This is a genomic window from Dyadobacter linearis (assembly GCF_907165045.1).
Lineage (GTDB): Bacteria > Bacteroidota > Bacteroidia > Cytophagales > Spirosomataceae > Dyadobacter > Dyadobacter linearis.
Map to the genome: position 1 here is coordinate 135,200 of NZ_CAJRAU010000010.1, position 26,788 is coordinate 161,987.

A 26,788-nucleotide genomic window follows, 5' to 3' on the forward strand; every position below is an offset into this window, starting at 1 on the left:
ACGCATTTGTATTGAATAGTTTTATGGAAAATACTAATAAGAGATATTGGCGGGGACTAGAGGAGCTACGGAATGACGAGAAATTTGTAAAGGATGCGGCTTCTGAATTTGCTGCTGAACCTACTGAGAGCCAATACGAAAGTCTGATTGACGGAGTTGGCACCCATCGCCGTGATTTCCTTAAAGTTCTTGGTTTCGGAATGGCGGCAGTTTCTCTTGCGGCTTGCGAGGCTCCTGTTAAAAAAGCTATCCCATATATCAATAAGCCGGAAGGTGAATTCCCTACCATCGCTAACTGGTATGCGACTACTTACGCTGAAAACGGGGATTATGCCAGTATTTTGGTAAAAACGCGTGAGGGAAGGCCGGTTAAAATTGAACCGAATTCACTATCAAAAATTTCTGCGGGAACTAGTGCCCGCGCTCAGGCTTCTCTGCTTGGACTATATGACAATGAAAAATTAAGAGGCCCTAAAAAGGGAGAAGATACAAAAGTTAGCTGGGAGACAGTTGACAAGGAGATTACCCAACAGTTAACGCAAATTGCGGGTAACGGAGGAGCAATCCGCATTCTTTCACAGACAATCTTAAGTCCGTCTACTAAATCTGTTATCGCAGATTTTACTAGCAAATATCCTACAACTACTCATGTTGTATATGATGCAAATTCCTCTTCCGCTATTCTGAAAGGAAACGAAATTTCATTTGGCAAAGCGGTATTGCCTTCCTATGATTTTGGCAAAGCGAAAGTAATTGTTGGCATAGAGGCGGATTTCCTTGGAACCTGGATCACGCCTGATACCTATTCTAAGCAATATGGTGAAACGAGAGCATTAGGCAGTGGCAAGGACGGTAAGAAGGAAATGTCACGCCATTACCAGTTTGAGGCAGGACTATCTGTAACCGGATCAAATGCTGACTATCGTTCAGCTATTAAGCCTTCACAAGTTGGTTTAGTTGTCGGTTCATTATACAAGAAAGTTGCTGCCAAGCTGGGAGGCGCTTCAATATCTGCTCCTTCAATAGAGATTCCAAACCTCGATAAAGCAGCGAACGATTTGATTGCAGCGAAAGGACAGGCACTTGTTGTTAGTGGAGTTAATGATCCGGCTGTTCAGGTTGTGGTGAATGCTTTAAATAGTTTGCTAGGAAGTTACGGTACTACAATTAATCTTGATAAGCCTGCTAACTATCGCCAGGGGAGTGACATTGCAATGAACCAATTCATTGATGATGTAAAAGGCGGTAAAATTGCCGGGGTTATTTTACTGGGAGCTAATCCGGTATACGATCATCCTCGGGGTTCTGAATTGGCAGCGGCATTGCCGAAAGTTCAGTTCAGTGTGTCATTCAATGATCGCGCAGATGAAACATCTTCATTGATGAAATACATCTGTCCGGCTCCTCACTACTTGGAATCTTGGAATGATGCAGAACCTCTTGCCGGCTCTTTCAGCCTGGTACAACCTACCATCAGTCATATCTTTAGTACGCGTCAGGCTCAGGAAAGTTTACTGAAATGGGCGGGTCAGCCTTCTGATTATCACGAATATGTAAAGGCATATTGGAGAAAGAACATATTTTCTCTGGGCGCAGGAGGTGATTTCGAAGCATTTTGGGTAAAATCACTTCACGACGGAGTATTTGATTCAAATTCAACAGCTATTGCGTCTGGTGCCACATTTGCCGGAGATATAAATGCCGCAAGTGCCAGCATTGCGAAAACTTACAAAGCAGCTTCTACAGGAATCGAGTTGGTTCTGTTCGAAAACGTAGGCATTGGTAATGGTGCTACGGCTAATAATCCTTGGCTACAAGAGTTGCCCGAGCCGGTTACGAAGGCTTGCTGGGATAATCACGCTTGTGTTTCTCAGAAAACAGCAACTGACTTAGGACTTGCTCAGGGTGATGTTGTTAAGGTAGAAAGTAAAGGAAAATCTGTTGAAGTGCCTGTTATTATACAGCCAGGGCAGGCTAATGGTACAGTTTCAATAGCTATCGGATTTGGCCGGGAGAAGGCAGGTAAATCAGCAAATGGTGTTGGAAAGAATGTATATCCTTTCGCAACATCTATCGGCGGGTATCTCTCATTCTTACCTGGTGAAGTTGTTATCTCTAAGACAGGAGATACGCGCGAGATAGCTCAGACTCAGACGCACAATACTGTGATGAACCGGAAATCGGTTTTGCAGGAGACAGTGTTATCTCATTTCCAAAAAGACCCACAAGCTGGTCGGTTTATCCCAAAAATTCCAACATCAGAAGGTACTGTTGATGCGACGGATCTGACCCTTTGGAATGGTCATAAATATAAGAACCACTCATGGGGTATGGTCATTGACCTGAATACGTGTTTCGGTTGTGGCGCCTGTGTGGTGAGCTGCCAGGCTGAGAATAATGTTCCGGTTGTTGGCCGTCAGGAAGTTATCAATAGCCGTGAAATGCACTGGATACGTATCGATAGATATTATAGCAGCGATGCGGATGTTGAAGATTTAAGAGGTTTAGAAATAGCGTCTGAAAATCCGGAAGTGACTTTCCAGCCGATGCTATGTCAGCATTGCAACAATGCACCTTGTGAAACAGTATGTCCGGTATTGGCAACTACGCACAGTTCAGAAGGTCTTAACCAAATGACCTACAACCGCTGTGTTGGAACGAGATACTGCGCAAATAACTGCCCATATAAAGTACGTCGCTTCAACTGGTTCAAATATTTTGATAACGACAACTTTGATTACAATTTCAATAATGACCTTGGTAAAATGGTCATTAACCCAGACGTAACAGTTCGTTCAAGAGGGGTAATTGAGAAATGCTCAATGTGTGTTCACAGAATACAGGAAGCGAAACTGACAGCTAAGAAAGAAAGAAGAAGAATTGTAGATGGAGAAGTGAATGTGGCTTGTGCCTCTGCATGTTCAACCGGCGCTATCACTTTTGGAGACATGAACGATCCGGAAAGCCGAATTTCTAAAATTCTTGAAGAAGAACGTGAAGGAAGAGCTTTCCACATGCTGGAAGAAATTAACGTTCGTCCACAGCTTTCTTATCTGACCAAGGTTCGTAATAAGGATGTTACTGCTAAGCCTGCGGAAGCAAAAGAGCACGCTTAATATTAAAGGGTATAATTGAAGTTTAAATCATTATAAATAGATAGTAGTATGCATGTTACTTCACCTGTAAGAGAACCGCTGATTCAAGGTGGGAAAACGTACGCAGACGTAACGGAAGATATATGTCGGCATGTGGAAGGTGCTCCAACTAAAGAGTGGAAAATTGCCTTTGGTATCTCTCTTTTGGTCTTGGCATATGGTACTGTCTGCCTGGCTTGGACCTGGTGGGAAGGTTTGGGTGTATGGGGTCTGAATAAAACTGTCGGCTGGGCTTGGGATATTACCAACTTCGTTTGGTGGGTTGGTATTGGTCACGCGGGAACGCTGATTTCTGCGATTCTTTTGCTGTTTCGCCAGAAATGGAGAACATCTATCAACCGCGCAGCTGAGGCGATGACCATTTTCGCCGTTATTTGTGCAGCTTCATTTATTTTAATGCACATGGGCCGTCCCTGGATGGCATACTGGGCATTGCCGCTTCCAAATGCTTTCGGATCACTTTGGGTGAACTTTAACTCACCACTTGTTTGGGACGTTTTTGCGATCAGTACTTATTTCTCGGTTTCGCTGGTTTTCTGGTACATCGGTCTGATTCCTGACCTTGCTACAATCCGTGATCGCGCTACTAGTAAAGTCTCTCGTTTCATGTATGGTACTTTCGCAATGGGCTGGGATGGTTCAGCAAAAACCTGGGCACGTTATGAATACATCAGCTTAATCCTTGCAGGTCTTTCAACGCCACTGGTACTTTCGGTTCACACAATCGTTAGTATGGACTTTGCTACTTCCGTAATTCCGGGATGGCATACAACAATCTTCCCTCCATACTTTGTGGCAGGAGCGATTTTCTCAGGTTTCGCAATGGTTCAAAACTTGATGCTTATTACCAGGGTCGTTTACAAGCTCGAAGATTATATAACATTGGAGCACATCGAGACAATGAACAAGGTTATTACATTGACCGGTTCTGTAGTAGGTGTGGCTTACATTACTGAGTTTTTTATCGCCTGGTATGGTGGGGTTGAATATGAATATTACGCATTTTTCAACCGTATGACCGGGCCATATTGGTGGGCATATTGGGCGATGATGACATGTAACGTAATTTCTCCTCAGCTTTTCTGGTCAAGAAAACTGCGTCGCAGCATTACATTTACTTTCTTCATATCTATTGTAGTAAATATCGGAATGTGGTTTGAACGATTTGTAATTATCGTTACGTCACTTCACCGTGACTATATACCATCCAGCTGGGCGATGTTCTCACCAACACGCTATGATATTGGTGATTACATATTCTCATTCGGTTTGTTCTTTACGCTCTTCCTTCTATTCTCGAAGTATCTGCCGGTAGTGAATATGGCAGAAGTGAAGGCCGTATTACGTTCAACATCAGCTCAGCTTCCGGCAAAAATAGCTGGTGTTGCGAAAGTAAGGCAACGTGGAACAGCTGAACCGGCATTTGACAAAGACAAAGAATAGGGAGACTTTCTGATATTTAATAATTAGTAATAGTATGGCAGAATTATCTGGTAAATATTTGGTCGGAGTTTATGACGATGACGATACTGTGCTTCATGCAGTTCCCAGACTTAGAAAAGCTGGCGTGAAGATCAAGGAGGTTTATTCTCCGTTTCCAATCCATGGTATGGATGAAGCATTGGGGCACCCAAGAACCAGAATTGGTATAGCTGCATTTATGTTCGGTGTAACAGGATGCTGCGTAGCTTTAACATTGATGATCTGGACCATGGGGATAGACTGGCCGATGATTATTGGTGGAAAAGATCCGATTTCAATTCCAGCTTATATTCCTATTACATTTGAGCTTACTGTACTTTTTACAGCTTTCGGAATGGTAATTACATTCTTTATCTCGAATGGATTGGGGCCCGGCACACATGCTCACCCTAGGTTTGATGTACGCTCAACGGATAATAAGTTCGTAATGGCGATAGATTTGGGAAGAAATTCTATGACAGTTGAAGACATTTCCAGAGCATTAAAGGACAGTGGAGCTGAGGAAGTCAACATCAAGCAATTTTAATGAAGTTTGAGACGATGAAATTCAAGAGTATATATAAAGGTATTTTGGTAGCTGCGGTTGTTCTGACTGCTGCATCCAGTTGTAAGAAAGATCTGAATGATCCTGGGAAGGAATATGCACCTAACATGTACCTACCCGTGGGCTATGAACCTTACAAGCAGGAAAAGGCAAATCCTATTAACCCAATGGGATTAACAATGCGTCTGCCGGTTGCTGGGACTGTTGCAAGGAGGAATTATCAGACTTCATTTGGTCAGGCGGACTCGGCAACTGTCGATTTGATGGTTTACAATATTGCCGCTGATAGCATTGGAATTGCTGAAAAAGTATTGAAAAACCCTATTCCTTTGACCGATGCGTCAATGGCGGAAGGTAAGATCTTATATGAACGTTATTGCCAGCATTGTCACGGTGCTACTGGCGCCGGGGATGGAAAGGTTGGTGCTATGTATAAAGGGGTTCCTAATTATGCAAGCGATGCGTACAAGAATATGAATGAAGGGCATATCTTCCACGTGATTACATATGGAAAAGCTCGGATGTGGCCTCACGGCTCTCAAATTGATCCAGCCGAGCGTTGGAAGATTGTACATTACGTACAGAAGTTGCAGAAAGGGGCGTAATTATATTTTTAATAACGGAGAAATAAATACATAATGGCATCAGCACATTCGATTCCTTCTATTGAAGAGCGGTTTGAATTTACATCAGAAGCTAAGAGGAATTTACTTATAGGCGGTGGTGTAGGGTTGGCCCTGGTAGCTTTGGGTGCTTACCTTGCAGCAACTGGCGGAGGACATGAAGCAGTTGCGCACGGAGCAGAACAGGCTGCTGCGGCAGTTGGGCATGCTGGTGCGGAACACGGAGCTGCCGGTCACGGAGCTGCGGCGGCCGCAGAAGGTGGGCATCATGCCAAGAGCTGGGTAGCCAGGATCTGGGCAAATCTCTGGGTTAATGGCGTATACTTCACCGGAATGTCGGTAGTAGGAATGTTCTTTATCTCATATAACTATCTGGCACAAGCTGGGTGGTCAACTGTTTTCAAAAGAATCCCGGAAGCTTTACCAGCGTTTTTGCCTTACATGGGCGTTGTGATGTTGCTTACATTCATCTTCGGTGGACATGATCTATTTCACTGGACGCATGAAGGTCTGTACGAAGTAGGCGGCCCTGAGTACGATAAGATCATTGCCGGCAAAAGAGGATTTTTGAATACGCCTTTCTTCATAATCAGATTGGTGATCTACTTTGCTGTTTGGTACTGGCTTTGGAGAGTGATACGTAACCTATCCTTGAAAGAGGACGAAATTGGAGGTACTGAGTTTTACGAAAAGTCCATCCGTTTCGGAACAGCGTTCTTAGTTGTATTTGGTGTTACGTCATCAACCTCGGCTTGGGACTTCGTAATGTCTATCGATACACACTGGTTCAGTACTATGTTCGGCTGGTATACATTAGCAAGCTGGCATGTTGCAGGTTTGGCTGTGATTACGTTGACGGTAGTAATGCTGAGAGAGAGAGGTTATTTGAGAGCAGTTAATTCAAGTCACTTGCGTGATTTGGGTAAATTCATCTTCGCATTCAGTATTTTCTGGACTTATGTATGGTTCGCTCAATTCCTTTTGATCTACTATGCTAACCTTCCAGAAGAAACGATTTATTTCATTGAGCGTTTCAGAGGTCACGGAGGTTTTTATAAAGCACCTTTTTTTATCACACTATTCCTTAATTTCTTTTTTCCATTCCTTGTGTTGATGACACGCGATGCTAAGTATACACATTCAATTTTGAAGGTGGCATGCTGGAGTGTTATCATCGGACACTATATGGATTTTTACACGAATATTATGCCTGGCACGGTAGGTGCAGGAGCGGAGCTCGGAGCGTTGGAATGGGGATTCTTCCTGATATTCCTTTGTGCATTTGCGTATTCAATAGCATCTCAATTAGAAAAGGCGAATTTGATCCCAAGGAATCACCCTATGTTGGAGGAATCATTGCATCACGATATCGCCTAATTGCAAAAACCAGTCTATTATCATGTATATCATTATCGCGTTAGTTGCTCTTGTATTTGTGGTTCTTGTGGGTGTCGTCATCGCCAAACTACAAAACGTTGTCAAGGGTATTAATAAGACAGATTCAAACGAAGTTAGGACTCCGGGAAATAAGGTGAATGGGGCGATGTTTATTGTGATCCTTGTTTTTGGAGCAATTTCTATTACCTGGTCATATCTACATGCTCGTGAGTTTTTCCTACCGGAAGCATCGTCTATTCATGGAAGAAGAACGGATGATTTGTTCTGGTTTTCAATGGGAATTCTTACTATCCCGTTTATCCTGGTAAACTTTCTGATTTTCTTTTTTGCGTGGAAATATCAGCATAAGAAGAATCATCGGGCTACATTCTATCCTGAAAATCATCGCTTAGAGTTAATATGGACTATCGTACCAGCTGTCGTGATGGCATTATTGGTATTCACGGGATGGAAAGCTTGGTCTGATATTACTTCGGATGCACCGAGAGATGCGGAAGTGATTGAGATCACAGGAAAACAGTTCAACTGGATCGCGCGTTACTCAGGGGTGAGTGATAACAAGCTAGGTAACTATAACTTTAAACTGATCGACGCTCAAAACGAAGTTGGAATAGATCTTTCCGATGAAAATTCATTTGACGATTTCACCAACCCAAGTGAAATGCATATTCCGGTGAACCGGCCTGTTTTGTTGAAAATTCGTGCACGTGACGTTTTACACAGTGTGTTTATTCCTCATATGCGTGTGAAAATGGATGCGGTGCCCGGGATGCCTACTAAATTTTGGTTCGTCGCTGACAAGACGACTGCGGATATGCGTGCTGAGACCGGCAATCCGAAATTTGACTATGAGATCGCATGTACGGAGGTTTGTGGACAAGGGCATTTTTCAATGAAAATGCGCCTGGTGGTAGAAGACGAAGCGTCTTACAAAAAATGGTGTGCAGAACAGTCTACGTTCCTGCAAACATATCCTGAATATCTTGCCAAAGTTCCTGAGAACCTGAAAGCAAAAGCTATGAAGTATGTGCCGGCAGAGGCTGCTGCACCTGCTGATAGCACTTCGGGAGGTGGAGTTGGAACAAGCACTAGTTTACGCTAATTACTAATTTAAAAATATTGAAAGTATATGTCAGCTATTGAAGGATTGGAAACAGCTCAGCATCACGCAGATGAGCATGAACACCACCACGAAGCACAAAACTTTTGGCAGAAATATATATTTTGCGAGGATCATAAGGTTATTGCAAAGCAGTATCTGATTACTGGTATTTTATGGGCGGTAATCGGTATCACGATGTCTGTTATCTTCCGTATTCAGCTTGGTTTGCCTGACTCTAATTTGTCATGGCTCAAACCTGTATTAGGTGGTTGGATCAGTGATGCAGGGAAATTGGACCCAAACTTTTATCTGGCCTTGGTTACGATGCATGGTACCATTATGGTATTCTTCGTTCTGACTGCCGGGTTGAGTGGAACTTTCAGTAACTTCTTAATTCCGTTGCAAATCGGGGCAAGAGACATGGCATCGGGCTTCATGAATATGTTGTCCTATTGGTTCTTCTTTCTGGCCAGCGTTATCATGTTTGCTTCTTTGTTCCTGCAATCCGGGCCAGCTGCTGGTGGTTGGGTAATTTATCCGCCATTGAGTGCATTACCTCAGGCTCACCCTGGATCAGGAATGGGTATGACGCTTTGGCTAGCGAGTATGGCGTTCTTTATTGTGTCTCAGCTTTTAGGAGGTATTAACTACATCACAACAGTTATCAACCTTCGTACGAGAGGGATGTCATTTGACAAACTACCGCTTACAATCTGGTCTTTCCTGATTACCGCGGTTCTTGGTCTGATTTCTTTCCCGGTTCTTCTGTCTTCGGTATTGCTCCTGATATTTGACCGTCACTTCGGAACAAGCTTTTACCTGTCTGACATTTATATCAATGGGGAAGCGCTTCCAAATGTTGGTGGTAGCCCAATCTTATTCCAACACTTGTTCTGGTTCCTGGGCCACCCTGAGGTTTATATCGTACTACTTCCGGGTTTGGGAATCACATCTGAGGTAATTGCAACAAATGCACGGAAGCCGATCTTTGGTTACAGAGCTATGATCGCTTCAATGTTGGGTATCGCATTCCTTGCCTTTATTGTATGGGCTCACCACATGTTCGTAACAGGTATGAATCCGTTCCTCGGCTCGGTATTTATGTTCCTGACGCTGATTATTGCAGTACCATCTGCGGTAAAAGGTTTTAATTACATCACTACATTGTGGAAGGGTAATATCGTATTTACGCCTGGTATGCTATTCTCTATCGGTCTGGTTTCCCTATTTGTATCGGGAGGTTTGACTGGTATAATCCTAGGAAACAGCGCGCTGGACATTCAGCTGCATGATACTTACTTCGTTGTGGCTCACTTTCACCTTGTAATGGGAGCTGCATCTGCATTTGGTCTTTTCGCGGGAGTTTACCACTGGTTCCCTAAAATGTTTGGAAGAATGATGAACACGACCCTGGGTCAGATTCACTTCTGGTTGACATTCATTGGGATTTACATGGTATTTATTCCAATGCACTATGTAGGTATCGCAGGTTTCCCTCGTAGGTATTACCAATTTACGAGCTATGACTTTACGCATAAGTACATGGATATGAACATGTTTATATCTATTGCAGCGATATTGTCATTCCTTGCGCAGTTCATTTTCCTTTGGAACTTCTTTTATAGTATTTTCAAAGGCAAGCGATCACCTCAGAATCCATGGCGTTCAAATACCCTGGAATGGACTGCACCGGTTGTTCCTGGTCACGGAAACTGGGAAGGTGAGATACCAGCAGTTTATCGTTGGTCTTATGATTACAGCAAGCCAGGTGCCAAGGAAGATTTTATTCCTCAAAACATTCCATATTCTCAAACGCTTGAATCCAACTTCCCTCATGAAAATGAGTTGATAGCTCAGGAAAAAGCAATTGAGTCGCAGAACTTTAATGATCAGTTCAAAGCTTCACATTAATTCCAAAGCCAACCGGCGTTTCCGTCGGTTGGCTTTAAATACTGTCATTACACTCTATTTTCTGATTGTAGCAGGTGGTGTAGTGAGGAGTACAGGAGCTGGTATGGGCTGTCCAGACTGGCCAAAGTGCTTCGGAAAATGGATCCCGCCAACGGAGGCATCCCAGTTACCAGCTAATTATAAGGAGATCTACGGAGCGAAGTTGAAAGGGGAGGTAGAGTTCAATGCAACTAAAACCTGGATAGAATACGTAAACAGGCTACTGGGAGCATTTACCGGGATAATGATTTTTCTGACTCTGCTTGCTTCCCTACCCTTTTTGAAAACGGGAAATAAGCAGATTTTTTATTTTAGTCTCGGCGCATTCATACTAGTGGGATTTCAAGGCTGGCTGGGTGCAAAAGTGGTTTCTTTTGAGTTGAAGCCGGTGGTGGTGACACTACACATGCTTTTTGCGATCATCATTGTCTTTGTCTTGCTTTATTTGTTTACCTGGTCGGGATATGTAGATAAAAGGTTTCAGGTAAGCGAAGGCGGAAAAAAAGCTCTAAATACTTTGGGCATCGCTGTGATGGGGATCTCATTGCTTCAGATTTTGCTTGGAACTCAGGTACGGGAAGCAATAGATGAAATTATAGTACGCTTGGGCTACAATTCGCGTGCAGAATGGATAGATCAAATCGGAATGCGATTCTATGTGCACAGGTCGTTTTCGATATTGGTAATGGCGATAAATGCGTTGTGGGTATTTAGGATTTTGAAATTCGAAAAGCGAGGATCTTTTACTGCTAACCTTGCGATTTCCTGCTCAATAATTTTAGGAGCAGAACTAGTGACCGGCCTGGTAATGGCCTATTTTGGGGTGCCGCCGTGGGCGCAGCCGTTGCATTTGACACTCGCGATACTATTGATCGGATTGCAATTTGTTAGCTGGCTGGTAGTAAATGGAAATACTTATTTGAAATACGAAACGTCGCCACAAGTGCGGTGACAGGTAGTAAGATAAATTTGTTTTAATAATGACAACATTACAAGAAAGCGCGAGCGGAATAGAAAGGTTAAGGGAGAGGCTTGGCGTTTTATTTGAATTATTGAAGTTCCGTCTTGCATCGCTAATAGCGTTTTCAGGTGCAATGGGTTATTGCCTGGGATCGAAAGATGTAAAGACAGGTGATCTAATTTTGTTCATAATTGCTTCGATCGGAATCACAGGTTCTGCCAATATTATCAACCAAATTCTCGAAAAGGACTTTGACAAGCTGATGAAGCGCACGGCCGGTCGACCTTTGCCGAGTGGCAGAATTACTGTTGAGCAAGCAGCAGCGTGGTCGTTATTCTTAGGAGTTGCTTCGCTGATTATCTTCGTTTTCGTTTTCAATCTCACTACGGGACTTATTTCGCTTCTTTCACTGGTATTGTACGGATTCGTTTACACGCCATTGAAGCGGGTTGGTCCTATTGCCGTGTTTGTAGGAGCCTTTCCGGGAGCGTTTCCTCCAATGATCGGCTGGGTTGCCGCAACTAATCAGTTTGGCCTGGAACCGGGTATTTTATTTGCTATTCAGTTCTTTTGGCAGTTCCCGCACTTCTGGGCTATTGCTTGGGTATTGGACGAAGATTATAAACGTGCGGGGTTCAAGCTGCTTCCTGCAAATGGTTTGAAGGATCTTGATACTACTTTGCAGATTATGATTTACACATTATTCCTACTGCCAATCGGCTGGTTACCGTACGAGCTGGGAATGACAGGAATCAATTCTGCATTTATAGCTACCGTCTTTGGAGTACTCTTTCTGGCGCAAACATTCCATTTGATGCGAACTTGCACAGACAAGACGGCCAAGCAGTTAATGTTTGGATCATTTATATATTTACCGATCGTCCAGATCGCATTTTTGTTGGATAAATTGTGAAAATGAAATTTTTGTAGAGAAATGGAAAACGTTCAGCAATATAAGTTAGAAAAGGAGCCGCAGGAGACTTTGGCAATGGATCCTATTAAGTTCATTTTGTGGTTGTTCCTGGTAACGATAATTATGCTTTTTGCCTCGCAGACGAGCGCATACCTTGTCCGCAGAGCAGAAGGTAACTGGCTCGAATTTGAAATGCCAGTAATTTTCTGGTATAGTACAGGCGTATTATTACTAAGCAGCATAGCAATGCAATGGGCCTATTTTTCGGCAAAAAAAGATCAGTTCAAACAATTGAAAATAGCAATTTCTATTACTTTTGTACTTGGCCTGATCTTCCTTTGGATGCAGTTTGAAGGGTGGAAAAAGCTGGTTGATATGAATGTCTATTTCGTGGGAAATCCGTCAGGTTCGTTTTTCTACGTGTTTACTGGCCTACATGGTTTCCATATCATTACCGGCCTGATTGTTTTAGCAGTGTCACTGACAGCGGCATTTAAGTTGAAGGTGCACAAAAAGAATTTGAGAAGAATTCAGATTTGTGCGACTTACTGGCATTTTTTAGATATCCTCTGGATCTACCTTTTTGTTTTTTTATTGACTTTTAATTAATAATACTTTTACCAATGGCTGCAAATGTAACAACACCTGGTGCTGTGGAACCCAAAATGTGGTTGGGGGGGATAGAGCCCATGAAAGCGAGTTACGGAAAACTAATGATGTGGTTTTTCCTCATCTCCGATACTTTTACTTTCTCCGCCCTCTTGGTGGCGTACGGTACAGCCCGGTTCAGTTTTCCTGCCTTCACCGGAAACCGGGAAGATTTTACCTTCTCAAATCTCTACTGGCCGATTCCGGAGAGAGTATATGAAGCAGTTCCGTTTTTACATGGAATTTCCCTTCCGCTGGTTTTTGTAGGTATCATGACCTTTATTCTGATCGCAAGTAGTGTTACAATGGTACTTGCGGTGGAAGCTGGTCATCGGATGGACAGAGCGAATGTGGAAAAGTACATGCTTTGGACAATTTTGGGAGGTTTTACATTTTTAGGCTGCCAGGCTTGGGAATGGGCTCACTTTATCCATGGTACTGATACTGGTAGCGTAATGAAAGTAATGGAAAATGGAGAGTGGATTGAGAAAACGATCTTCGGGGCCAATCTGACAGAAAATCAATATGGTCCGCCAGCATTTGCAGATTTCTTCTTCTTCATCACCGGTTTTCACGGAACCCACGTTTTTAGTGGTGTTATATTAAACATCTTAATATTCTTCCGCGCTGCTACTGGTTTTTATGATAAAAGAGGGAGCTATGAGATGGTCGAAAAAGTGGGTCTTTACTGGCACTTTGTTGATTTGGTTTGGGTGTTTGTATTTACCTTCTTCTATCTGGTCTAGTTTTTAACTTGTAATATTCTTAAACAAATGGCAGACGCACATCATATTCACAATCAGGATCCGAACGCTGGCGCAGAACAGCGCAAGGCGATCATGAAGACGTTCTGGATCCTATTGATATTAACTGCACTTGAATTCGTTATCGCCTTTTTGGTACCTCACGGAGTTCTGAAAGTTTCAGTTTTCATCGTTATGACTATTGTAAAGGCATTTTATATCGTTGGTGAATTCATGCACTTAAAACACGAGACGAAATCCCTGATCTGGTCAATCCTTGTCCCTATTATATTTGTAGCGTGGTTGATCTTGGCTCTTCTCTTAGAAGGTAATGCGATATTTGACGCGATTTTTAGTTAAGAACAAATGAAGAATTTCAGCAAAGCCGGATTACTGATAGCAACATTAGTAATACCGGCTTTGATTTTTCTATTTCTGCAAATCTTTGCGAGAAATCATTATGATCTCCCTTACCTTAATCCGGAGCTTGGCTCGGATGGAAAGATGCTGATTCAGGGCGCGGATACAGTCTTTCACCAGGTTGATGCTGGCAAATCGGCAATAACGGATTTGTCTTTCACAGGAAAGCTGAACGTTATTACTTATCTGCCCAAGGATTGCTCAGACAGCTGCAAACTGGCATTTTCCCAATTACAAAGAGTAGCAGCACTGAAAGCTGAGATTCAAGATGTGCAGTTAGTCACTTTAACATTGGAACAGGAAGATTCCACAACCTTTGCCAGAGAGCTAAAAAGCCAGGGTTGGGAAGTGAAAGCGGAACCAGCAAACCATCTCGAACTGTTCTATGAGCAGGAGTTGGGCATTAAGAATGGAGTGCCCGACAATGCGTCGATTTGCGCATTGGTGGATACGAAAGGATTTGTTAGAGGGTATTACGAGGTTACGGATCCGAAAGAGTTGGAGCGTCTGATGGCAGAGATCAAGATATTGTCTTACGAAGGCAAAACAAAAGAATAGTATGTCGACTTTGATTTTAGAGAAAAAACCGAAATACGAGCGGATTATTAACATACTCGCTGTGGTGATCCCAATCGCAGTTGCAGCTATATTGGGCATCAGACAAAAAGTCGAGCTCGGAGCATGGACCAAAGTGCTGCCCCACGTGATCGGCGTAATTAATACACTTACCGCTATTTTGCTGATCACGGGGTATTATTTCATTCGTAAAATGGATATCGCCGGGCATAGGAAAGCGATGACTGGAGCGTTTTTGCTTGGAGCTGTTTTTCTGGTTTGTTATATTCTCTATCACATTTCAAACGAATCTACTCCGTTCGGTGGCGAGGGGTTTGTGAGGCCGATCTATTACTTTTTACTGATATCGCATATTCTATTGTCAATTGTGGTCGTTTGGTTTGTACTGCGGGCCGTGTACTTTGGCTACACAAATCAGATTCCTCAGCATAAAAAAGCAGTAAAGTGGGCAATGCCGATTTGGTTGTATGTAAGTGTGAGCGGTGTAATTGTTTATTTAATGATCAGTCCATATTATTCATGAGAAAATTTTTGATCATATCAGGATTCATAATCATGTTTATGGCCCTGGGCTTCGATTCCTGGGCGCAGTGTGCAATGTGCCGTGGCTCGGTGGAAAGTTCGATGGGGAATGGACGCAATAATGTAGGTGTGGGGTTAAATACCGGCATTATGTATCTTTTTGTAATGCCTTACCTGCTTGTCGGCGTAATTGGGTACCTCTGGTATAGGAATAGCAAAAGGGCGCGGGAGGAGCGACAGCTTGTTGTTTCCAGGGTGAAGCAGGCTTACCAGGGTTAAGCACTTCGAATGTAATATTCAGCGAAATCTTCCGGTTTCGCTTTTTTTGTGCCTATCTAAAAAATAAAGTCAGTTAGTAGTGTAGAAAACAAGCTTGGCGCCTTTAATCAAAAACTCTCCTATGAGGCAACTTCTTATTCTTCTGATTATTCTCAAAAGTCTGTTCATTCAAGCCCAGACCATATCTACGGCCAAACCATGGACCTACTGGTGGTGGATGGGAAGTACTGTGAAGAAAGAGGATATCTCGACACAGCTCCAATCATTTAAAGCTTCCGGTATCGGCGGGGTACATATAATTCCGATCTATGGTGTAAAGGGATTAGAAAAAGAAGCGATCCCGTTTCTATCGCCGGAGTGGCTTGATGTAATGCAATTTACAGTCACGGAGGGTAAGCGCCTTGGGATTGGAGTTGATATGACGACGGGTACAGGCTGGCCTTTTGGCGGGCCTAATGTGTCGGAATCGCTTGCTGCGAAGACAATGGTTGTTAAAGAGGGAAAGCCGGATATTAATCTCACAAAACAAAAAGTAAAACGTGCTGCGCCGGGCGGCGAAGGATATGTACTTGATCCTTTTCATGCCAATGCAATGTCCCACTATCTCACTCGGTTCGACTCTGCATTCAAAGGTATTGCAGCACTGCCAAGATCCATGTATATGGATTCTTATGAGGCTTACGGAGCCAATTGGACAGTTGATTTTGCAAATGAATTTAAGAAAAGAAGGAAATATGATATTCTCGAAAACCTAAATGCACTGTCAGACTCGACTCCAAACCCGTCGAGCGAACTGATCAGAATAGACTATCACCAGACTCTTGCGGAGCTTTTGCTCGAAAGGTATGCGATTCCCTGGACGAAATGGAGTAAGGAAAAAGGCTTTGTGACGCGCTACCAGGCTCACGGGTCACCTGGAAATTTGCTCGATCTTTACGCCGCCGCGGATATCCCCGAAACAGAATCATTTGGTACGAGCCGGTTCGACATTCCTGGTTTGCGTGTTGATCCCGACTATTCCATTGAGCAGTTTGGAACACCCAATCCATTGGCGATGAAGTTCGCTTCTTCGGCAGCTCATTTAAATGGTAAAAGGCTTGTTAGCTCGGAGACTGGCACGTGGCTTGCGAACCACTTCAAGGTATCACTTTCACAGATCAAGCCGCAGATCGATGAGCTGTTCGCTTCCGGCATTAACCACGTCTTTTATCATGGTACCAATTATTCGCCGCCCGGTGCGCCCTATCCGGGCTGGCTGTTTTACGCGTCTACGCATTTCGGGCCCACATCACATTTTGCAAAGGAGCTCCCTTTACTGAATCAATATGTAGCGTTTTGTCAGGAGCGACTTCAAAGCAGTAAGCCTGACAATGATATACTTGTGTATTTTCCTATTCATGATCTCTGGGCGACCCGGGCGAAATCTTCCGGTAATATACATTTGCTTGAAGTACATCACGTAGACCGCTGGCTGCTCGATCTGCCTTTTGGAAAACTGTCGCAAAACTTATGGAATGCGGGCTACACATTCGATTTTATTTCAGATTTGCAATTGAAGGACTTAAATGTAAAAGGGAACAAACTGCTGACTCCCGCCAATATTACATACAAAACGATTTTGATTCCTTCCAGTACGTATATGCCGATGAAAACGCTAAAAGAGCTGAAACGACTTTCGGCGGCGGGAGTAAATATTATATTCGAGGATAATCTGCCAAAGAAAGTGAGCGGATATAATGCGCATTCTTCTAATCAACAAGCATTTGAGAAGGAATTACTAGCGTTGCAGAAAAACGTAAATGTTCACACTTCTTCGAATTTGAAAGAAAGTCTCACTAAGAATAAGGTATTTTCCGAAGAGATAGCCGAAAAGGGACTGACATTTATTCGTAAAAGGACGGAAGACGGGCGCACGTTATATTTCGTCACAAATCTTGCCAATACTTTCCGGGAAGGTTGGGTAAAACTTGGCGGGGGCGAACATTTTACACGAATAGATCCGCTTGGTGGGAAATCTGAGATGGCTTTCCGTAATTCAGGAGACAGGCAGGAAGTTTTTTTGCAATTGCTGCCAGGGCAATCCTGCTTTCTTGAATCAACAAAAGAAGCTGGCAAGCCAGGCGAAATCGTAACTTATTCCCGAAGCTATGAGATCAAAGGGCCCTGGGAAATAACCTTTTTAAATGGCCGACCTTTAAGACCCGCCCCGGCTAAAATGCAGCAACTTGAATCCTGGACAGTTCTGCCTGATTCTGCCAGGTATTTTTCAGGTACTGCCCTTTATAAGATCAGCTTTGATGCGCCGGCTGATCTTAATAAGAGTAAGTCAGTGGTTTTAGATCTGGGGGACGTTCGCGAAACAGCGAATGTAAAATTGAATGGGAAAGCCGTAGGAACTGCGTGGTCCATTCCTTTCCGAATTGAACTGGATGCTGCGCTTTTCAAACCAAAAAATAATGTGCTGGAAATTGAGGTAACAAATTTGTCGGCTAATTATATGCGTTTACGAGATACCCAGAAACCGGATTGGAAGCGATTTGAAGATATCAACATTGTTGATATTACATATAAAAAGTTTGATGCAAGCAAATGGGAACCAATGCCTTCCGGACTTTTAGGCCCGATAAAATTAATTTATGAATAGGCTATTCCCAGAGCGGATAATGCTCTAACTGGATTTTTCTGCCGAAAAAAATAGAAGTGGATTGTTCAAAAGAGAGGGTATAATCGGATACATAAAATTGCCGGTTGCCACTTCCCTTTTCATTCACGAGGTAATGCTGTTCCAGCCAGGCGCGGAGCGAATGTGCGACTATTTCAGAAGTGTCGAGGATTTCGATCTGGTCTGCGTAAAACGTTCCTATCTGCTTCTTGATAAGTGGGTAATGTGTGCAACCCAGAATAAGCGCTTCAATGCCCGCAAGTGTCGGATCCGATAAGTAGCTTGCAACAATACTTTCACTGATATTATTATCAAAAAAACCTTCCTCTATCATCGGTGCCAGCAAAGGTGTAGCCAGTGATTTCAAATGGATATTCTTCCCGATCGCATCAACTTTCTTTTTGTAGACATTGGATAAAACAGTCTGCTTTGTACCTATTAAACCGATCGTTTTTCCGTCATAATGCTCCTTAATATAATCTACAACTGGGTCTATCACGTTCAGCACCTTCGCCTTACTGCCAACATATTCACGGACCAACTCATAAGCAGCTGCCGACGCAGAGTTGCAGGCAATCAGTATCAACTTGCAGTTTTGTTGTAAAAGCATATTGCAGATCTTGATTGAATATGCCTGAATAGACGCCGTCGATTTGTCGCCATAGGGAAGGTGGGCGGTATCCCCAAAATATATGGTGTTTTCCAATGGTAGTAACCGGGTAACCGCACTCGCAACGGTCATACCGCCGATACCGCTATCAAAAATCCCAATAGGTGCTGATGAATCTAGCATAAAACATTTAGTGTCTGGATCAATGCATCAAAGCTAAGAGAAGCTTATTGATTATTTTTTACTAAAAACTACAAAAAACTTCTTGAGGCGTGCAACCTCGTCACAAGTAATAAGCATCTTGCTGTTGAAACCACAAGTTAGAATGGGTAAAATTTTATCACTATTTAGCCAGGAAGCACAACTCGTTAAAGCGCTTAAGAAGGAAGATTCAAAGGCGCAGCGACAAGTGTACGATAAATACAGCACTCGCATGCTGGGTTTATGTTTCCGATATATATGTGATGAAATGGCGGCCGAGGATGTAATGGTGGAAGGATTTTTGAAGGTATTCTCCAAGATCGAGCAGTTCAATAGTGACGGAAGTTTTGAAGGCTGGATCCGCCGGATAATGGTCAACGAGTCACTGGGATATCTTCGGAAGCAGAAAAGAATACTGGAAGATAATTTGTCTGACGAGGCGAACAATATACCTGACTACGTGCAAGCCGACCAGAATCTGGATACGCAGGAGCTGCTGGATTTGATAGAACGTCTACCAACGGGATACCGGACAGTTTTCAATCTGTATGCAATTGAAGGTTATGCACATATTGAAATAGCAGAAATGCTGGGAATCAGTGAGAGTACATCCAAATCACAATTGCATCGGGCCCGGGCATTGTTGCAGAAAATGGTTTTGGAATGGGAGAATGATTTTAAAAAAAAAGTAGAATATGAAAAAGCATCCTGTTGATGATCTTTTCAAGCGAAAGCTGAATAACCTGGAAAAAGCGCCTTCTGACAATGCATGGCTGAGGATACGGGAAAAGCAAGTACCAAAGCGACGTGTAATGGGTTGGGTGTGGTATGCGGCAGCAAGTACGGTTGTTGGCTTGTTTGGAGGCTATTTAGTTTGGCAACATAGTCAGACAGATGTTACTGTAACCAATAAACAGATTGTAGCGAAGGTGCAGCGGCAGGACAGTATTTTACCAAAAGCAGTTGATGAAAAGACTGTTAAAACTGAAAATACAATTGCAGCGGTACCGAAGGAAAAAATCAAGAAAGAGAGTTTAGTAGTAAGAAAGGCAATTGAGGAAAAGCAAGTGCCGGAGCAACGCAGTTTGAATGAAATAAATGAGGAGCAGCCTGCATTGGCAAAACTGGAAACTAAGCAGCCTGCCGAAAAGTCAATGAATAATAATACATCCTCGTCAGTTGCCAGTCTTCCTAAGGTGACTGATTGGGAGCCGGTAAAAGAAGAGAACAAAACGGCCGCAATAGCAAAAGTAGAAGCTGAGCCCGCACGGACAATCGTAGTTGCTGTTGAATCGGAATCGGATGATCCGGAGGAAAGACCAAAAGCTTCCAAATTTTCGAAAGTATTTCGTCAGTTAAAGAATGCGAGGGCTGGTGAAAGGGTTGATTGGGAAGAAGTTGGTTTTAATCCCAGAACACTGGTAGCGAGGGTTGACGACCGGCTGCGCAGTAAAGAAGATAAAACGTCAGATAAGTATCAAGACTCCAAAGAAAGAACAAAATTATAATCTATTTAGCCATGAAACGTAAAGTATTTGCCTTGCTGATAATGGGTTTTGCATTTGCTATTTTAAATGCAGGAATTTCAAAAGGCTCCGATTTGAACAAGAAATTTGAGAAAGATTCAATTATCGTAACATTTGGAAACAAAACCCGTCTGATCATTTACGGAGAAAATCGAAGAGAACTGGATAAGATCATGAAGTATGATTTAAATGCGCTTCTTAAAGACTTGAAAATAAGATTAGATAGTACACAAGCTGACACAACTTACCTGAGAGAAGAATTTAACGGGAATAATTATCTCAAAAATCAGGATGATAAAGATGAGAAGGATTATGTAAGAATAGGTTTGCGCGGCATTCATGTGAAAGATGGAGATACCAGGGTTTCTATTGACGGAAAGGGAGTTGAAGTACGGGACGGCGACGATGTGGTTACGACGGATTCGAATTACCGCAGGGTAGGTCGCCGGTTCAACAGGTCTGGCAGAAGTTCAAGTCCAAGAAAAGGCTTTAATGTCGCTTTCGGTTTGAATACTTATGGCGCTAATGAGGCTACTGTTGGATATAACAAGGCGGATTATGAGCTCAAACCCTTTGGCTCGCGATTTATCAGCTTGGGGTACATTGCCAGTGCTAAGATAGCGCAAGGTAAAAATGCAGGCTTTCATGTGGATTTCGGTGCTGATTTCTCCTGGTATAATTTGATGTTTGACAATAATAATACGGTAGTCAAGAACACCGAGTATGTTGAGTTCCTGCCGGTTGTTGATGAGAACAACGAGGAAGTAGTAATGAAAAAGAGCAAGCTGGTTGTACCATATGTCAACTTGTCTATCATGCCGACTGTCAGTTTCTCGCATTCCTTCATTTCTTACATCAGTGCGGGAGTTTACGGCGGATATAAGCTGGGGAGTTACACCAAGCTCCGGGCTGAGGGAAGTAAAGATGTGGACCACGTCCGGAAGAATTTTCATATTGAAGATTTGCGCTACGGACTTGCAGCGGAAATTGGAATTCGAAAATTTCCAGACCTTTTCGTCAATTATGACATGAACTACCTGTATGAGGACAAGCGCGGCCCGGCCGTAAGAATGTTAAGCTTTGGAGTGAGACTATTTTGATCATTGAAAACTGCATTCGGAGGCTGGAATCGATGTTTTTCGTTTCAGCTTCTTTTTTTATTTATTTTTTTTCAGAAACAATTTGAGAATTTAAGAAAAGGCCATAATTTTGCGACTCCAAAAAGTGGAACAAACGGTTTCGCGGTAGTGTTGAAATGATGTACGGGGGTGTACCAGAGTGGCCAAATGGGGCAGACTGTAAATCTGCTGGTGTATGCCTACGGTGGTTCGAATCCATCCGCCCCCACAGTTTATGTCAAGTGTGATCCTGTTACCAGACAAAGGTCAGATATAACAAATGCGGAAGTAGCTCAGCTGGTAGAGCGATAGCCTTCCAAGCTATAGGTCGCGAGTTCGAACCTCGTCTTCCGCTCATTTAAAGCACCGTCGAAGCGATTAGCGAAAACATTCCAATGTAACTTTTTCGCTAATCGCTTTTTGGTTGTAATGGATATGTTTTGCTTTTGTAGCTCAGGGGTAGAGCACTTCCTTGGTAAGGAAGAGGTCAGGGGTTCAAATCCCCTCAAAAGCTCAGGAGTAGAGCACTTCCTTGGTAAGGAAGAGGTCAGGGGCGGCCGCCGCGCGGTTCAAATCCCCTCAAAAGCTCAGGAGTAGAGCACTTCCTTGGTAAGGAAGAGGTCAGGGGCGGCCGCCGCGCGGTTCAAATCCCCTCAAAAGCTCGAAAGATTTTGATTCTGTATTTGGTGAATTGGTTTTGAAGGGCTTGAAGTTTGTAAGCTGTGCAGGATCAATAAGTAGTGTTAAATAAATTCGTAATAACTTTTTAATTTTAAGCGTACTTAAGTCATGGCAAAAGAGACGTTTGACCGCTCGAAACCCCACGTAAATATCGGTACTATCGGGCACGTTGACCACGGTAAAACTACCCTTACTGCTGCTATCACAACTGTGTTGGCGAAAAAGGGTTTAGCAGTACTTCGTGATTTCTCATCAATTGATAATGCACCTGAGGAGAAAGAACGTGGTATCACAATTAACACATCCCACGTTGAGTACGCGACAGCAAACCGTCACTATGCTCACGTTGACTGTCCAGGTCACGCGGATTACGTAAAGAACATGGTAACTGGTGCTGCCCAGATGGACGGCGCTATCATCGTAGTTGCTGCTACTGATGGACCAATGCCACAAACTCGTGAGCACATTCTTTTGGCCCGCCAGGTTGGTGTTCCTCAACTTGTTGTATTCATGAATAAAGTGGATATGGTTGATGATCCAGAACTTCTTGAACTTGTTGAAATGGAAATCCGTGAGCTTTTGAGCTTCTACGATTACGATGGAGACAATATTCCAGTTATCCAGGGCTCTGCTTTGGGTGGTTTGAATGGTGAAGAAAAATGGGTTAAAACGATCGAAGAATTGATGGACGCTGTTGACAGCTACATTCCAATTCCTCCTCGTATGACTGATCTTCCTTTCCTTATGCCTGTTGAAGACGTATTCTCGATCACTGGTCGTGGTACTGTTGCAACTGGTCGTATTGAAAGAGGTGTAATCAACTCTGGTGAAGCAGTTGATATCCTTGGTATGGGTGCAGAAGGTCTTAAATCAGTAGTAACTGGTGTTGAGATGTTCCGTAAGATCCTTGACCGTGGAGAAGCTGGTGACAACGTAGGTCTTTTGCTTCGTGGTATCAACAAAGAAGATATCCGTCGTGGAATGGTAATCTGCAAGCCAGGTTCAGTTAAGCCTCACGCTGCATTCAAAGGCGAGGTTTATGTACTTTCGAAAGAAGAAGGTGGACGTCATACTCCATTCTTTAACAAATACCGTCCTCAGTTTTACTTCCGTACCACGGACGTAACAGGTGAAATTTCTCTGCCAGCTGGTGTTGAAATGGTTATGCCTGGTGATAACATCACAATTGATGTGAAATTGATCAACAAGATCGCTATGGAGAAAGGTCTTCGCTTCGCGATTCGTGAAGGTGGACGTACCGTAGGTGCTGGTCAGGTGACTGAAATTCTTGACTAATTAGTTAAGTAACAAACGCAAGTGCATTTCTCACGGAATGCACTTGTTTTTTGTAAATAAATTGTATCTTTGCAGCCCGAAAGATCGGTTTGCGTGATAAACGGGTGTAGTTCAAGGGTAGAATAGCGGTCTCCAAAACCGTTGATGGGAGTTCGAATCTCTCCACCCGTGCATATTTTAAAAGGAACAATGGAAAAGTTTACCTCTTTTTTTAAAGCTTCCTGGGAAGAAATCACCCAGCATGTTACTTGGCCTCCATTTAACGAATTGCAGGCTAATACAACATTGGTGCTTGTGGGCTCGCTCATTTTTGCCTTCGTAGTTGGTGTGATGGATTTCGTTTTTGAGAATGCACTAAAACTGTTTTACCAGTCTTTTTAAGGCTATTTTAACCCCTAAATGGTATGAGTAGTCTAAATTGGTTTGTGTTGCGTGCAGTGTCTGGACAAGAGAAAAAAATCAAGTCCTACATTGAGAATGAGATAACACGACAAAAATTAAATGAATTTGTTCCGCAGATCCTGATTCCTTCCGAGAAGATCTACGAAATGCGTAACGGAAAGAAGAGGGTTAGGGAAAAGAACTTTTTCCCAGGCTATATTATTATTTCAGCCGACCTTTCAAAAGGAGAAGTACTTCATATTATCACAAGCATTCCGGGAGTTATTGGATTTCTCGGTAATGCGGAAGGCAATTCAAAAGTCCCCGTTCCATTAAGACAATCTGAAATTAACAGGATCTTAGGTAAGGTTGACGAAGCTGAGCAGCACGAAGAAGCGCCAAGCATGTCCTTTATCCGAGGAGAAACTGTGAAAGTGGTCGATGGTCCTTTCAGCGGATTTATCGGAGTGGTTGAAGAAGTATTTGACGAAAAGAAAAAACTCAATGTAGTTGTTAAGATATTCGGGCGTAATACACCCGTGGAACTCAGTTACGCACAAGTAGAAAAGGATAGTTGAGAGAATATGGGCAGGTAAGCTTCCACTTGCACTAGGACCGTAATCAATCAATGACCCAACAAATTCCAAAACAATGGCAAAAGAAATAGGTGGATACGTCAAACTACAGGTGAAAGGCGGCCAAGCCAATCCTTCACCTCCGATTGGTCCTGCATTAGGATCAAAGGGTTTGAATATCATGGAGTTTTGCAAGCAATTCAATGGCCGTACCCAAGATAAAATGGGTGTGGTATTGCCGGTAGTTATTACATACTATAAGGATAAGTCTTTTGACTTTGTCATCAAGACTCCCCCGGCCGCTATTTTGCTTCTGGAAGCATCAAAAGTAAAGACAGGTTCGGCTCAGCCAAACCGTTTGAAAGTAGGTTCGGTATCATGGGATCAGGTTCGTACGATCGCTGAGACTAAAATGCCGGATTTGAATTGCTTTACAATTGATTCTGCTATGAAGATGATCGCGGGAACGGCTCGTAGTATGGGTATCACCGTGGCAGGCAAAGCCCCATGGGAAGAAAACAACTAAGCGTAGGTTTAATACGCTAACGAAACAAAGAACATGGGAAAACTGACCAAAAAGCAAAAAGAAGCGCTTTCGAAATACGACCCAAATCAAGCTTACTCTTTGGAGCAGGCAGCGGACGTTCTTAAAACGATTTCGTACACAAAATTTGATTCTTCTGTGGATATCGACGTTCGTTTGGGCGTTGATCCTCGTAAAGCAGATCAAATGGTACGTGGTGTGGTAACATTGCCACACGGAACCGGAAAAGAAGTGCGTGTTTTGGTTCTCTGTACTCCTGACAAGGAAGCAGAAGCGAAAGAGGCAGGAGCAGACTACGTTGGTCTTGACGAGTATATCACCAAGATAGAACAAGGCTGGACTGACATTGACGTGATTATCACTATGCCGAGTGTAATGGCAAAAGTGGGACGGTTAGGTAAGGTTTTAGGTCCTCGCGGATTGATGCCAAACCCTAAATCAGGAACTGTAACTCCGGATGTGGCGAAAGCTGTGAAAGAGGTAAAAGCGGGTAAGATCGATTTCAAGGTTGACAAAACGGGAATTATTCATACCAGCGTTGGAAAGGTTTCTTTTGGAACTGACCAGCTTGCACAGAATGCACAGGAAGTTATCAACACTTTGATGCGCCTTAAACCATCTTCGGCAAAAGGTACTTACGTTAAGAGCATTCACTTGTCAAGTACGATGAGCCCGGGTGTTGATATTGATAAAAACACGATTCCAGGATTATAATATGACACGGGAAGAGAAAGCAGTAATTATAGACGAGTTAAGTCAAAAATTCGCTAGCACTCCATACTTCTATATTACAAGCGCGAACGGAATGTCTGTTGGCGAAGTAAACCAGCTTAGAGGCTTATGCTTCGAGCGTGGGATTGAGTATCGTGTTGTTAAGAATACATTGATAAGAAAAGCGCTAGAAACATTAGATACAGACTATTCTTCATTCGACGAAGTGTTGAAGGGATTCTCTGGAGTAATGTTTCATCCGGAGTCAGGCAAAGTACCTGCACAATTGATTAAAGAATTCAAGAAAAAATCAGGTAGCGATAAGCTTAAATTTAAAGGAGCTTCTGTTGATACTGCGGTTTTTGTTGGTGAAAGCCAGCTTGACGTTCTTATTTCTCTGAAATCAAAACAAGAAATGATTGGAGAAATAATTGGGTTGTTGCAATCACCTGCTAAAAATGTTATCGGCGCCCTTCAAAGCGGTGGAAACAAATTAGCTGGTATTCTTAAGACTTTGTCTGAAAAAGAAGACTAATTAAATAGCCAGGCTTAGCTCTCCGGGTTTAATAAAACAGAGCTTTAAAATCATCTTATTGTATAATCAAAAAATCTAAATAAAAATGGCAGATTTGAAAGCTTTCGCAGAACAGCTTGTTAACCTTACGGTTAAAGAAGTGAACGAATTGGCTACAATTCTTAAAGACGAGTACGGTATTGAGCCTGCTGCTGCTGGTGCAGTTATGGTTGCAGGTCCTGCTGGTGGCGGTGGTTCGGATGCTCCTGTTGCTGAAGAGAAAACATCTTTTGATGTAATCTTGAAAGCAGCTGGCGCAAGCAAACTTGCTGTTGTGAAATTGGTTAAAGATCTTACTGGTCTTGGACTGAAAGAAGCGAAAGAACTAGTTGACGGCGCTCCAAAACCTGTTAAAGAAGGAGTTGCAAAAGACGAAGCGGAAGCTTTGAAAAAACAACTTGAAGAAGCAGGTGCAGAAGTTGAAGTGAAGTAATTTGCTTTACTGCATTAACTTATAATTTCAAGGAATAGGCCTGACAATCGTCAGGTCTATTCCTATTTTGTGTTTAACCAAACGAAAATGCTTTTTTTTTCGTTTGCAATAGAAGGCCCTGCTTACTCATGTAGCAGTCACCTTACTTCTTCAATAATCT

27 protein-coding genes and 5 tRNA genes are annotated in these 26,788 nt (G+C 43.0%); 31 read left to right on the plus strand and 1 reads right to left on the minus strand.

Features of this window, described 5'->3' with window-relative positions; all coding sequences use genetic code 11:
- Positions 1-23: 23 nt before the first annotated feature.
- The 16 genes from KOD92_RS24955 to KOD92_RS25030 all read left to right on the plus strand — a co-directional run bounded on the left by KOD92_RS24955 (position 24) and on the right by KOD92_RS25030 (position 17,960).
- Complete coding sequence (locus KOD92_RS24955) at positions 24-3,116, plus strand: TAT-variant-translocated molybdopterin oxidoreductase (protein WP_215236334.1); 3,093 nt, start codon at positions 24-26, stop codon at positions 3,114-3,116.
- 48 nt (positions 3,117-3,164) lie between these two features.
- Positions 3,165-4,598, plus strand: coding sequence for an NrfD/PsrC family molybdoenzyme membrane anchor subunit (gene nrfD, locus KOD92_RS24960; RefSeq protein WP_215236335.1), 1,434 nt, complete (start codon positions 3,165-3,167; stop codon positions 4,596-4,598).
- Positions 4,599-4,632: 34 nt separating this feature from the next.
- Positions 4,633-5,163 carry a DUF3341 domain-containing protein gene (locus KOD92_RS24965; protein ID WP_215236336.1) on the plus strand — a complete coding sequence of 177 codons (531 nt, stop codon included), beginning with the start codon at positions 4,633-4,635 and terminating at the stop codon, positions 5,161-5,163.
- Complete coding sequence (locus KOD92_RS24970) at positions 5,163-5,786, plus strand: c-type cytochrome (protein ID WP_215236337.1); 624 nt, start codon at positions 5,163-5,165, stop codon at positions 5,784-5,786. The genes KOD92_RS24965 and KOD92_RS24970 overlap by 1 nt, the downstream gene beginning before the upstream one ends.
- 33 nt (positions 5,787-5,819) lie before the next feature.
- Positions 5,820-7,181, plus strand: coding sequence for a quinol:cytochrome C oxidoreductase (locus KOD92_RS24975; RefSeq protein ID WP_215236338.1), 1,362 nt, complete (start codon positions 5,820-5,822; stop codon positions 7,179-7,181).
- Positions 7,182-7,203: 22 nt separating this feature from the next.
- The gene (locus KOD92_RS24980; RefSeq protein ID WP_215236339.1) at positions 7,204-8,304 is read left to right on the plus strand and encodes a cytochrome c oxidase subunit II; all 1,101 of its coding nucleotides are present in this window, start codon (positions 7,204-7,206) and stop codon (positions 8,302-8,304) included.
- 27 nt (positions 8,305-8,331) lie between these two features.
- The gene (locus KOD92_RS24985; RefSeq protein WP_215236340.1) at positions 8,332-10,215 is read left to right on the plus strand and encodes a cytochrome c oxidase subunit I; all 1,884 of its coding nucleotides are present in this window, start codon (positions 8,332-8,334) and stop codon (positions 10,213-10,215) included.
- Positions 10,190-11,206, plus strand: coding sequence for a COX15/CtaA family protein (locus KOD92_RS24990; protein ID WP_215236341.1), 1,017 nt, complete (start codon positions 10,190-10,192; stop codon positions 11,204-11,206). Before KOD92_RS24985 ends, KOD92_RS24990 begins: the two co-directional genes overlap by 26 nt.
- Positions 11,207-11,234: 28 nt before the next feature.
- On the plus strand, positions 11,235-12,128 hold the full coding sequence (gene cyoE / locus KOD92_RS24995; protein ID WP_229254846.1) for a heme o synthase: 894 nt from the start codon (positions 11,235-11,237) through the stop codon (positions 12,126-12,128).
- A gap of 21 nt (positions 12,129-12,149) precedes the next feature.
- Positions 12,150-12,737, plus strand: coding sequence for a cytochrome c oxidase subunit 3 (locus tag KOD92_RS25000; RefSeq protein WP_215236342.1), 588 nt, complete (start codon positions 12,150-12,152; stop codon positions 12,735-12,737).
- A gap of 14 nt (positions 12,738-12,751) precedes the next feature.
- On the plus strand, positions 12,752-13,522 hold the full coding sequence (locus KOD92_RS25005) for a cytochrome c oxidase subunit 3 (protein WP_215236343.1): 771 nt from the start codon (positions 12,752-12,754) through the stop codon (positions 13,520-13,522).
- A gap of 27 nt (positions 13,523-13,549) precedes the next feature.
- Complete coding sequence (locus tag KOD92_RS25010; RefSeq protein ID WP_215236344.1) at positions 13,550-13,879, plus strand: cytochrome C oxidase subunit IV family protein; 330 nt, start codon at positions 13,550-13,552, stop codon at positions 13,877-13,879.
- A 6-nt stretch (positions 13,880-13,885) separates the two neighbouring features.
- Positions 13,886-14,497, plus strand: coding sequence for a hypothetical protein (locus KOD92_RS25015; RefSeq protein ID WP_215236345.1), 612 nt, complete (start codon positions 13,886-13,888; stop codon positions 14,495-14,497).
- Between the two features lies 1 nt (position 14,498).
- On the plus strand, positions 14,499-15,038 hold the full coding sequence (locus KOD92_RS25020) for a DUF420 domain-containing protein (protein ID WP_215236346.1): 540 nt from the start codon (positions 14,499-14,501) through the stop codon (positions 15,036-15,038).
- Positions 15,035-15,316, plus strand: a complete 282-nt coding sequence (locus tag KOD92_RS25025; protein ID WP_215236347.1) for a hypothetical protein — start codon at positions 15,035-15,037, stop codon at positions 15,314-15,316. Before KOD92_RS25020 ends, KOD92_RS25025 begins: the two co-directional genes overlap by 4 nt.
- Before the next feature lie 121 nt (positions 15,317-15,437).
- Complete coding sequence (locus tag KOD92_RS25030; RefSeq protein WP_215236348.1) at positions 15,438-17,960, plus strand: glycosyl hydrolase; 2,523 nt, start codon at positions 15,438-15,440, stop codon at positions 17,958-17,960.
- A gap of 1 nt (position 17,961) precedes the next feature.
- Here KOD92_RS25030 and murI read toward each other — a convergent pair whose 3' ends face one another.
- A complete protein-coding gene (gene murI / locus KOD92_RS25035; protein ID WP_215236349.1) occupies positions 17,962-18,771 on the minus strand; it encodes a glutamate racemase in 810 nt (269 codons plus the stop codon).
- Between the two features lie 142 nt (positions 18,772-18,913).
- On the opposite strand from murI, the gene KOD92_RS25040 reads away from it, so the two are divergent.
- From KOD92_RS25040 to rplL, 15 genes are all read left to right on the plus strand, one after another.
- Positions 18,914-19,504 (plus strand): RNA polymerase sigma factor, encoded by a 591-nt coding sequence (locus tag KOD92_RS25040; protein WP_215236350.1) that lies wholly within the window; start codon positions 18,914-18,916, stop codon positions 19,502-19,504.
- Positions 19,485-20,297, plus strand: a complete 813-nt coding sequence (locus KOD92_RS25045) for a hypothetical protein (protein ID WP_215236351.1) — start codon at positions 19,485-19,487, stop codon at positions 20,295-20,297. The genes KOD92_RS25040 and KOD92_RS25045 overlap by 20 nt, the downstream gene beginning before the upstream one ends.
- 11 nt (positions 20,298-20,308) lie before the next feature.
- Complete coding sequence (locus tag KOD92_RS25050; protein ID WP_215236352.1) at positions 20,309-21,415, plus strand: hypothetical protein; 1,107 nt, start codon at positions 20,309-20,311, stop codon at positions 21,413-21,415.
- A gap of 164 nt (positions 21,416-21,579) precedes the next feature.
- Positions 21,580-21,662, plus strand: a tRNA-Tyr gene (locus KOD92_RS25055).
- Between the two features lie 53 nt (positions 21,663-21,715).
- Positions 21,716-21,788 (plus strand) — tRNA-Gly (locus tag KOD92_RS25060).
- A gap of 87 nt (positions 21,789-21,875) precedes the next feature.
- Positions 21,876-21,947: transfer RNA gene (locus KOD92_RS25065), tRNA-Thr, on the plus strand.
- A 70-nt stretch (positions 21,948-22,017) separates the two neighbouring features.
- A tRNA-Thr gene (locus tag KOD92_RS25070) sits at positions 22,018-22,088 on the plus strand.
- A 134-nt stretch (positions 22,089-22,222) separates the two neighbouring features.
- Positions 22,223-23,410, plus strand: coding sequence for an elongation factor Tu (gene tuf / locus KOD92_RS25075; protein WP_215236353.1), 1,188 nt, complete (start codon positions 22,223-22,225; stop codon positions 23,408-23,410).
- A gap of 100 nt (positions 23,411-23,510) precedes the next feature.
- A tRNA-Trp gene (locus KOD92_RS25080) sits at positions 23,511-23,581 on the plus strand.
- Between the two features lie 18 nt (positions 23,582-23,599).
- Positions 23,600-23,791: a preprotein translocase subunit SecE gene (gene secE, locus KOD92_RS25085; protein WP_149639681.1), complete on the plus strand. Its 192-nt coding sequence runs from the start codon at positions 23,600-23,602 to the stop codon at positions 23,789-23,791.
- A 23-nt stretch (positions 23,792-23,814) separates the two neighbouring features.
- Positions 23,815-24,369: a transcription termination/antitermination protein NusG gene (gene nusG, locus KOD92_RS25090; RefSeq protein WP_082216648.1), complete on the plus strand. Its 555-nt coding sequence runs from the start codon at positions 23,815-23,817 to the stop codon at positions 24,367-24,369.
- Positions 24,370-24,442: 73 nt separating this feature from the next.
- Positions 24,443-24,892 carry a 50S ribosomal protein L11 gene (rplK, locus tag KOD92_RS25095; protein ID WP_026631777.1) on the plus strand — a complete coding sequence of 150 codons (450 nt, stop codon included), beginning with the start codon at positions 24,443-24,445 and terminating at the stop codon, positions 24,890-24,892.
- A gap of 33 nt (positions 24,893-24,925) precedes the next feature.
- On the plus strand, positions 24,926-25,624 hold the full coding sequence (gene rplA / locus KOD92_RS25100; protein WP_215236354.1) for a 50S ribosomal protein L1: 699 nt from the start codon (positions 24,926-24,928) through the stop codon (positions 25,622-25,624).
- Between the two features lies 1 nt (position 25,625).
- Positions 25,626-26,156 (plus strand): 50S ribosomal protein L10, encoded by a 531-nt coding sequence (gene rplJ / locus KOD92_RS25105; RefSeq protein WP_215236355.1) that lies wholly within the window; start codon positions 25,626-25,628, stop codon positions 26,154-26,156.
- 85 nt (positions 26,157-26,241) lie between these two features.
- Positions 26,242-26,628 carry a 50S ribosomal protein L7/L12 gene (gene rplL, locus KOD92_RS25110; protein WP_215236356.1) on the plus strand — a complete coding sequence of 129 codons (387 nt, stop codon included), beginning with the start codon at positions 26,242-26,244 and terminating at the stop codon, positions 26,626-26,628.
- Positions 26,629-26,788 lie beyond the last annotated feature (160 nt).

Coding starts and splice junctions, on each gene's coding strand:
- KOD92_RS24955 (WP_215236334.1), top strand. CDS start 24: ATGGAAAATACTAATAAGAGATATTGGCGGGGACTAGAGGAGCTACGG.
- nrfD (WP_215236335.1), top strand. CDS start 3,165: ATGCATGTTACTTCACCTGTAAGAGAACCGCTGATTCAAGGTGGGAAA.
- KOD92_RS24965 (WP_215236336.1), top strand. CDS start 4,633: ATGGCAGAATTATCTGGTAAATATTTGGTCGGAGTTTATGACGATGAC.
- KOD92_RS24970 (WP_215236337.1), top strand. CDS start 5,163: ATGAAGTTTGAGACGATGAAATTCAAGAGTATATATAAAGGTATTTTG.
- KOD92_RS24975 (WP_215236338.1), top strand. CDS start 5,820: ATGGCATCAGCACATTCGATTCCTTCTATTGAAGAGCGGTTTGAATTT.
- KOD92_RS24980 (WP_215236339.1), top strand. CDS start 7,204: ATGTATATCATTATCGCGTTAGTTGCTCTTGTATTTGTGGTTCTTGTG.
- KOD92_RS24985 (WP_215236340.1), top strand. CDS start 8,332: ATGTCAGCTATTGAAGGATTGGAAACAGCTCAGCATCACGCAGATGAG.
- KOD92_RS24990 (WP_215236341.1), top strand. CDS start 10,190: ATGATCAGTTCAAAGCTTCACATTAATTCCAAAGCCAACCGGCGTTTC.
- cyoE (WP_229254846.1), top strand. CDS start 11,235: ATGACAACATTACAAGAAAGCGCGAGCGGAATAGAAAGGTTAAGGGAG.
- KOD92_RS25000 (WP_215236342.1), top strand. CDS start 12,150: ATGGAAAACGTTCAGCAATATAAGTTAGAAAAGGAGCCGCAGGAGACT.
- KOD92_RS25005 (WP_215236343.1), top strand. CDS start 12,752: ATGGCTGCAAATGTAACAACACCTGGTGCTGTGGAACCCAAAATGTGG.
- KOD92_RS25010 (WP_215236344.1), top strand. CDS start 13,550: ATGGCAGACGCACATCATATTCACAATCAGGATCCGAACGCTGGCGCA.
- KOD92_RS25015 (WP_215236345.1), top strand. CDS start 13,886: ATGAAGAATTTCAGCAAAGCCGGATTACTGATAGCAACATTAGTAATA.
- KOD92_RS25020 (WP_215236346.1), top strand. CDS start 14,499: ATGTCGACTTTGATTTTAGAGAAAAAACCGAAATACGAGCGGATTATT.
- KOD92_RS25025 (WP_215236347.1), top strand. CDS start 15,035: ATGAGAAAATTTTTGATCATATCAGGATTCATAATCATGTTTATGGCC.
- KOD92_RS25030 (WP_215236348.1), top strand. CDS start 15,438: ATGAGGCAACTTCTTATTCTTCTGATTATTCTCAAAAGTCTGTTCATT.
- murI (WP_215236349.1), bottom strand. CDS start 18,771: ATGCTAGATTCATCAGCACCTATTGGGATTTTTGATAGCGGTATCGGC.
- KOD92_RS25040 (WP_215236350.1), top strand. CDS start 18,914: ATGGGTAAAATTTTATCACTATTTAGCCAGGAAGCACAACTCGTTAAA.
- KOD92_RS25045 (WP_215236351.1), top strand. CDS start 19,485: ATGAAAAAGCATCCTGTTGATGATCTTTTCAAGCGAAAGCTGAATAAC.
- KOD92_RS25050 (WP_215236352.1), top strand. CDS start 20,309: ATGAAACGTAAAGTATTTGCCTTGCTGATAATGGGTTTTGCATTTGCT.
- tuf (WP_215236353.1), top strand. CDS start 22,223: ATGGCAAAAGAGACGTTTGACCGCTCGAAACCCCACGTAAATATCGGT.
- secE (WP_149639681.1), top strand. CDS start 23,600: ATGGAAAAGTTTACCTCTTTTTTTAAAGCTTCCTGGGAAGAAATCACC.
- nusG (WP_082216648.1), top strand. CDS start 23,815: ATGAGTAGTCTAAATTGGTTTGTGTTGCGTGCAGTGTCTGGACAAGAG.
- rplK (WP_026631777.1), top strand. CDS start 24,443: ATGGCAAAAGAAATAGGTGGATACGTCAAACTACAGGTGAAAGGCGGC.
- rplA (WP_215236354.1), top strand. CDS start 24,926: ATGGGAAAACTGACCAAAAAGCAAAAAGAAGCGCTTTCGAAATACGAC.
- rplJ (WP_215236355.1), top strand. CDS start 25,626: ATGACACGGGAAGAGAAAGCAGTAATTATAGACGAGTTAAGTCAAAAA.
- rplL (WP_215236356.1), top strand. CDS start 26,242: ATGGCAGATTTGAAAGCTTTCGCAGAACAGCTTGTTAACCTTACGGTT.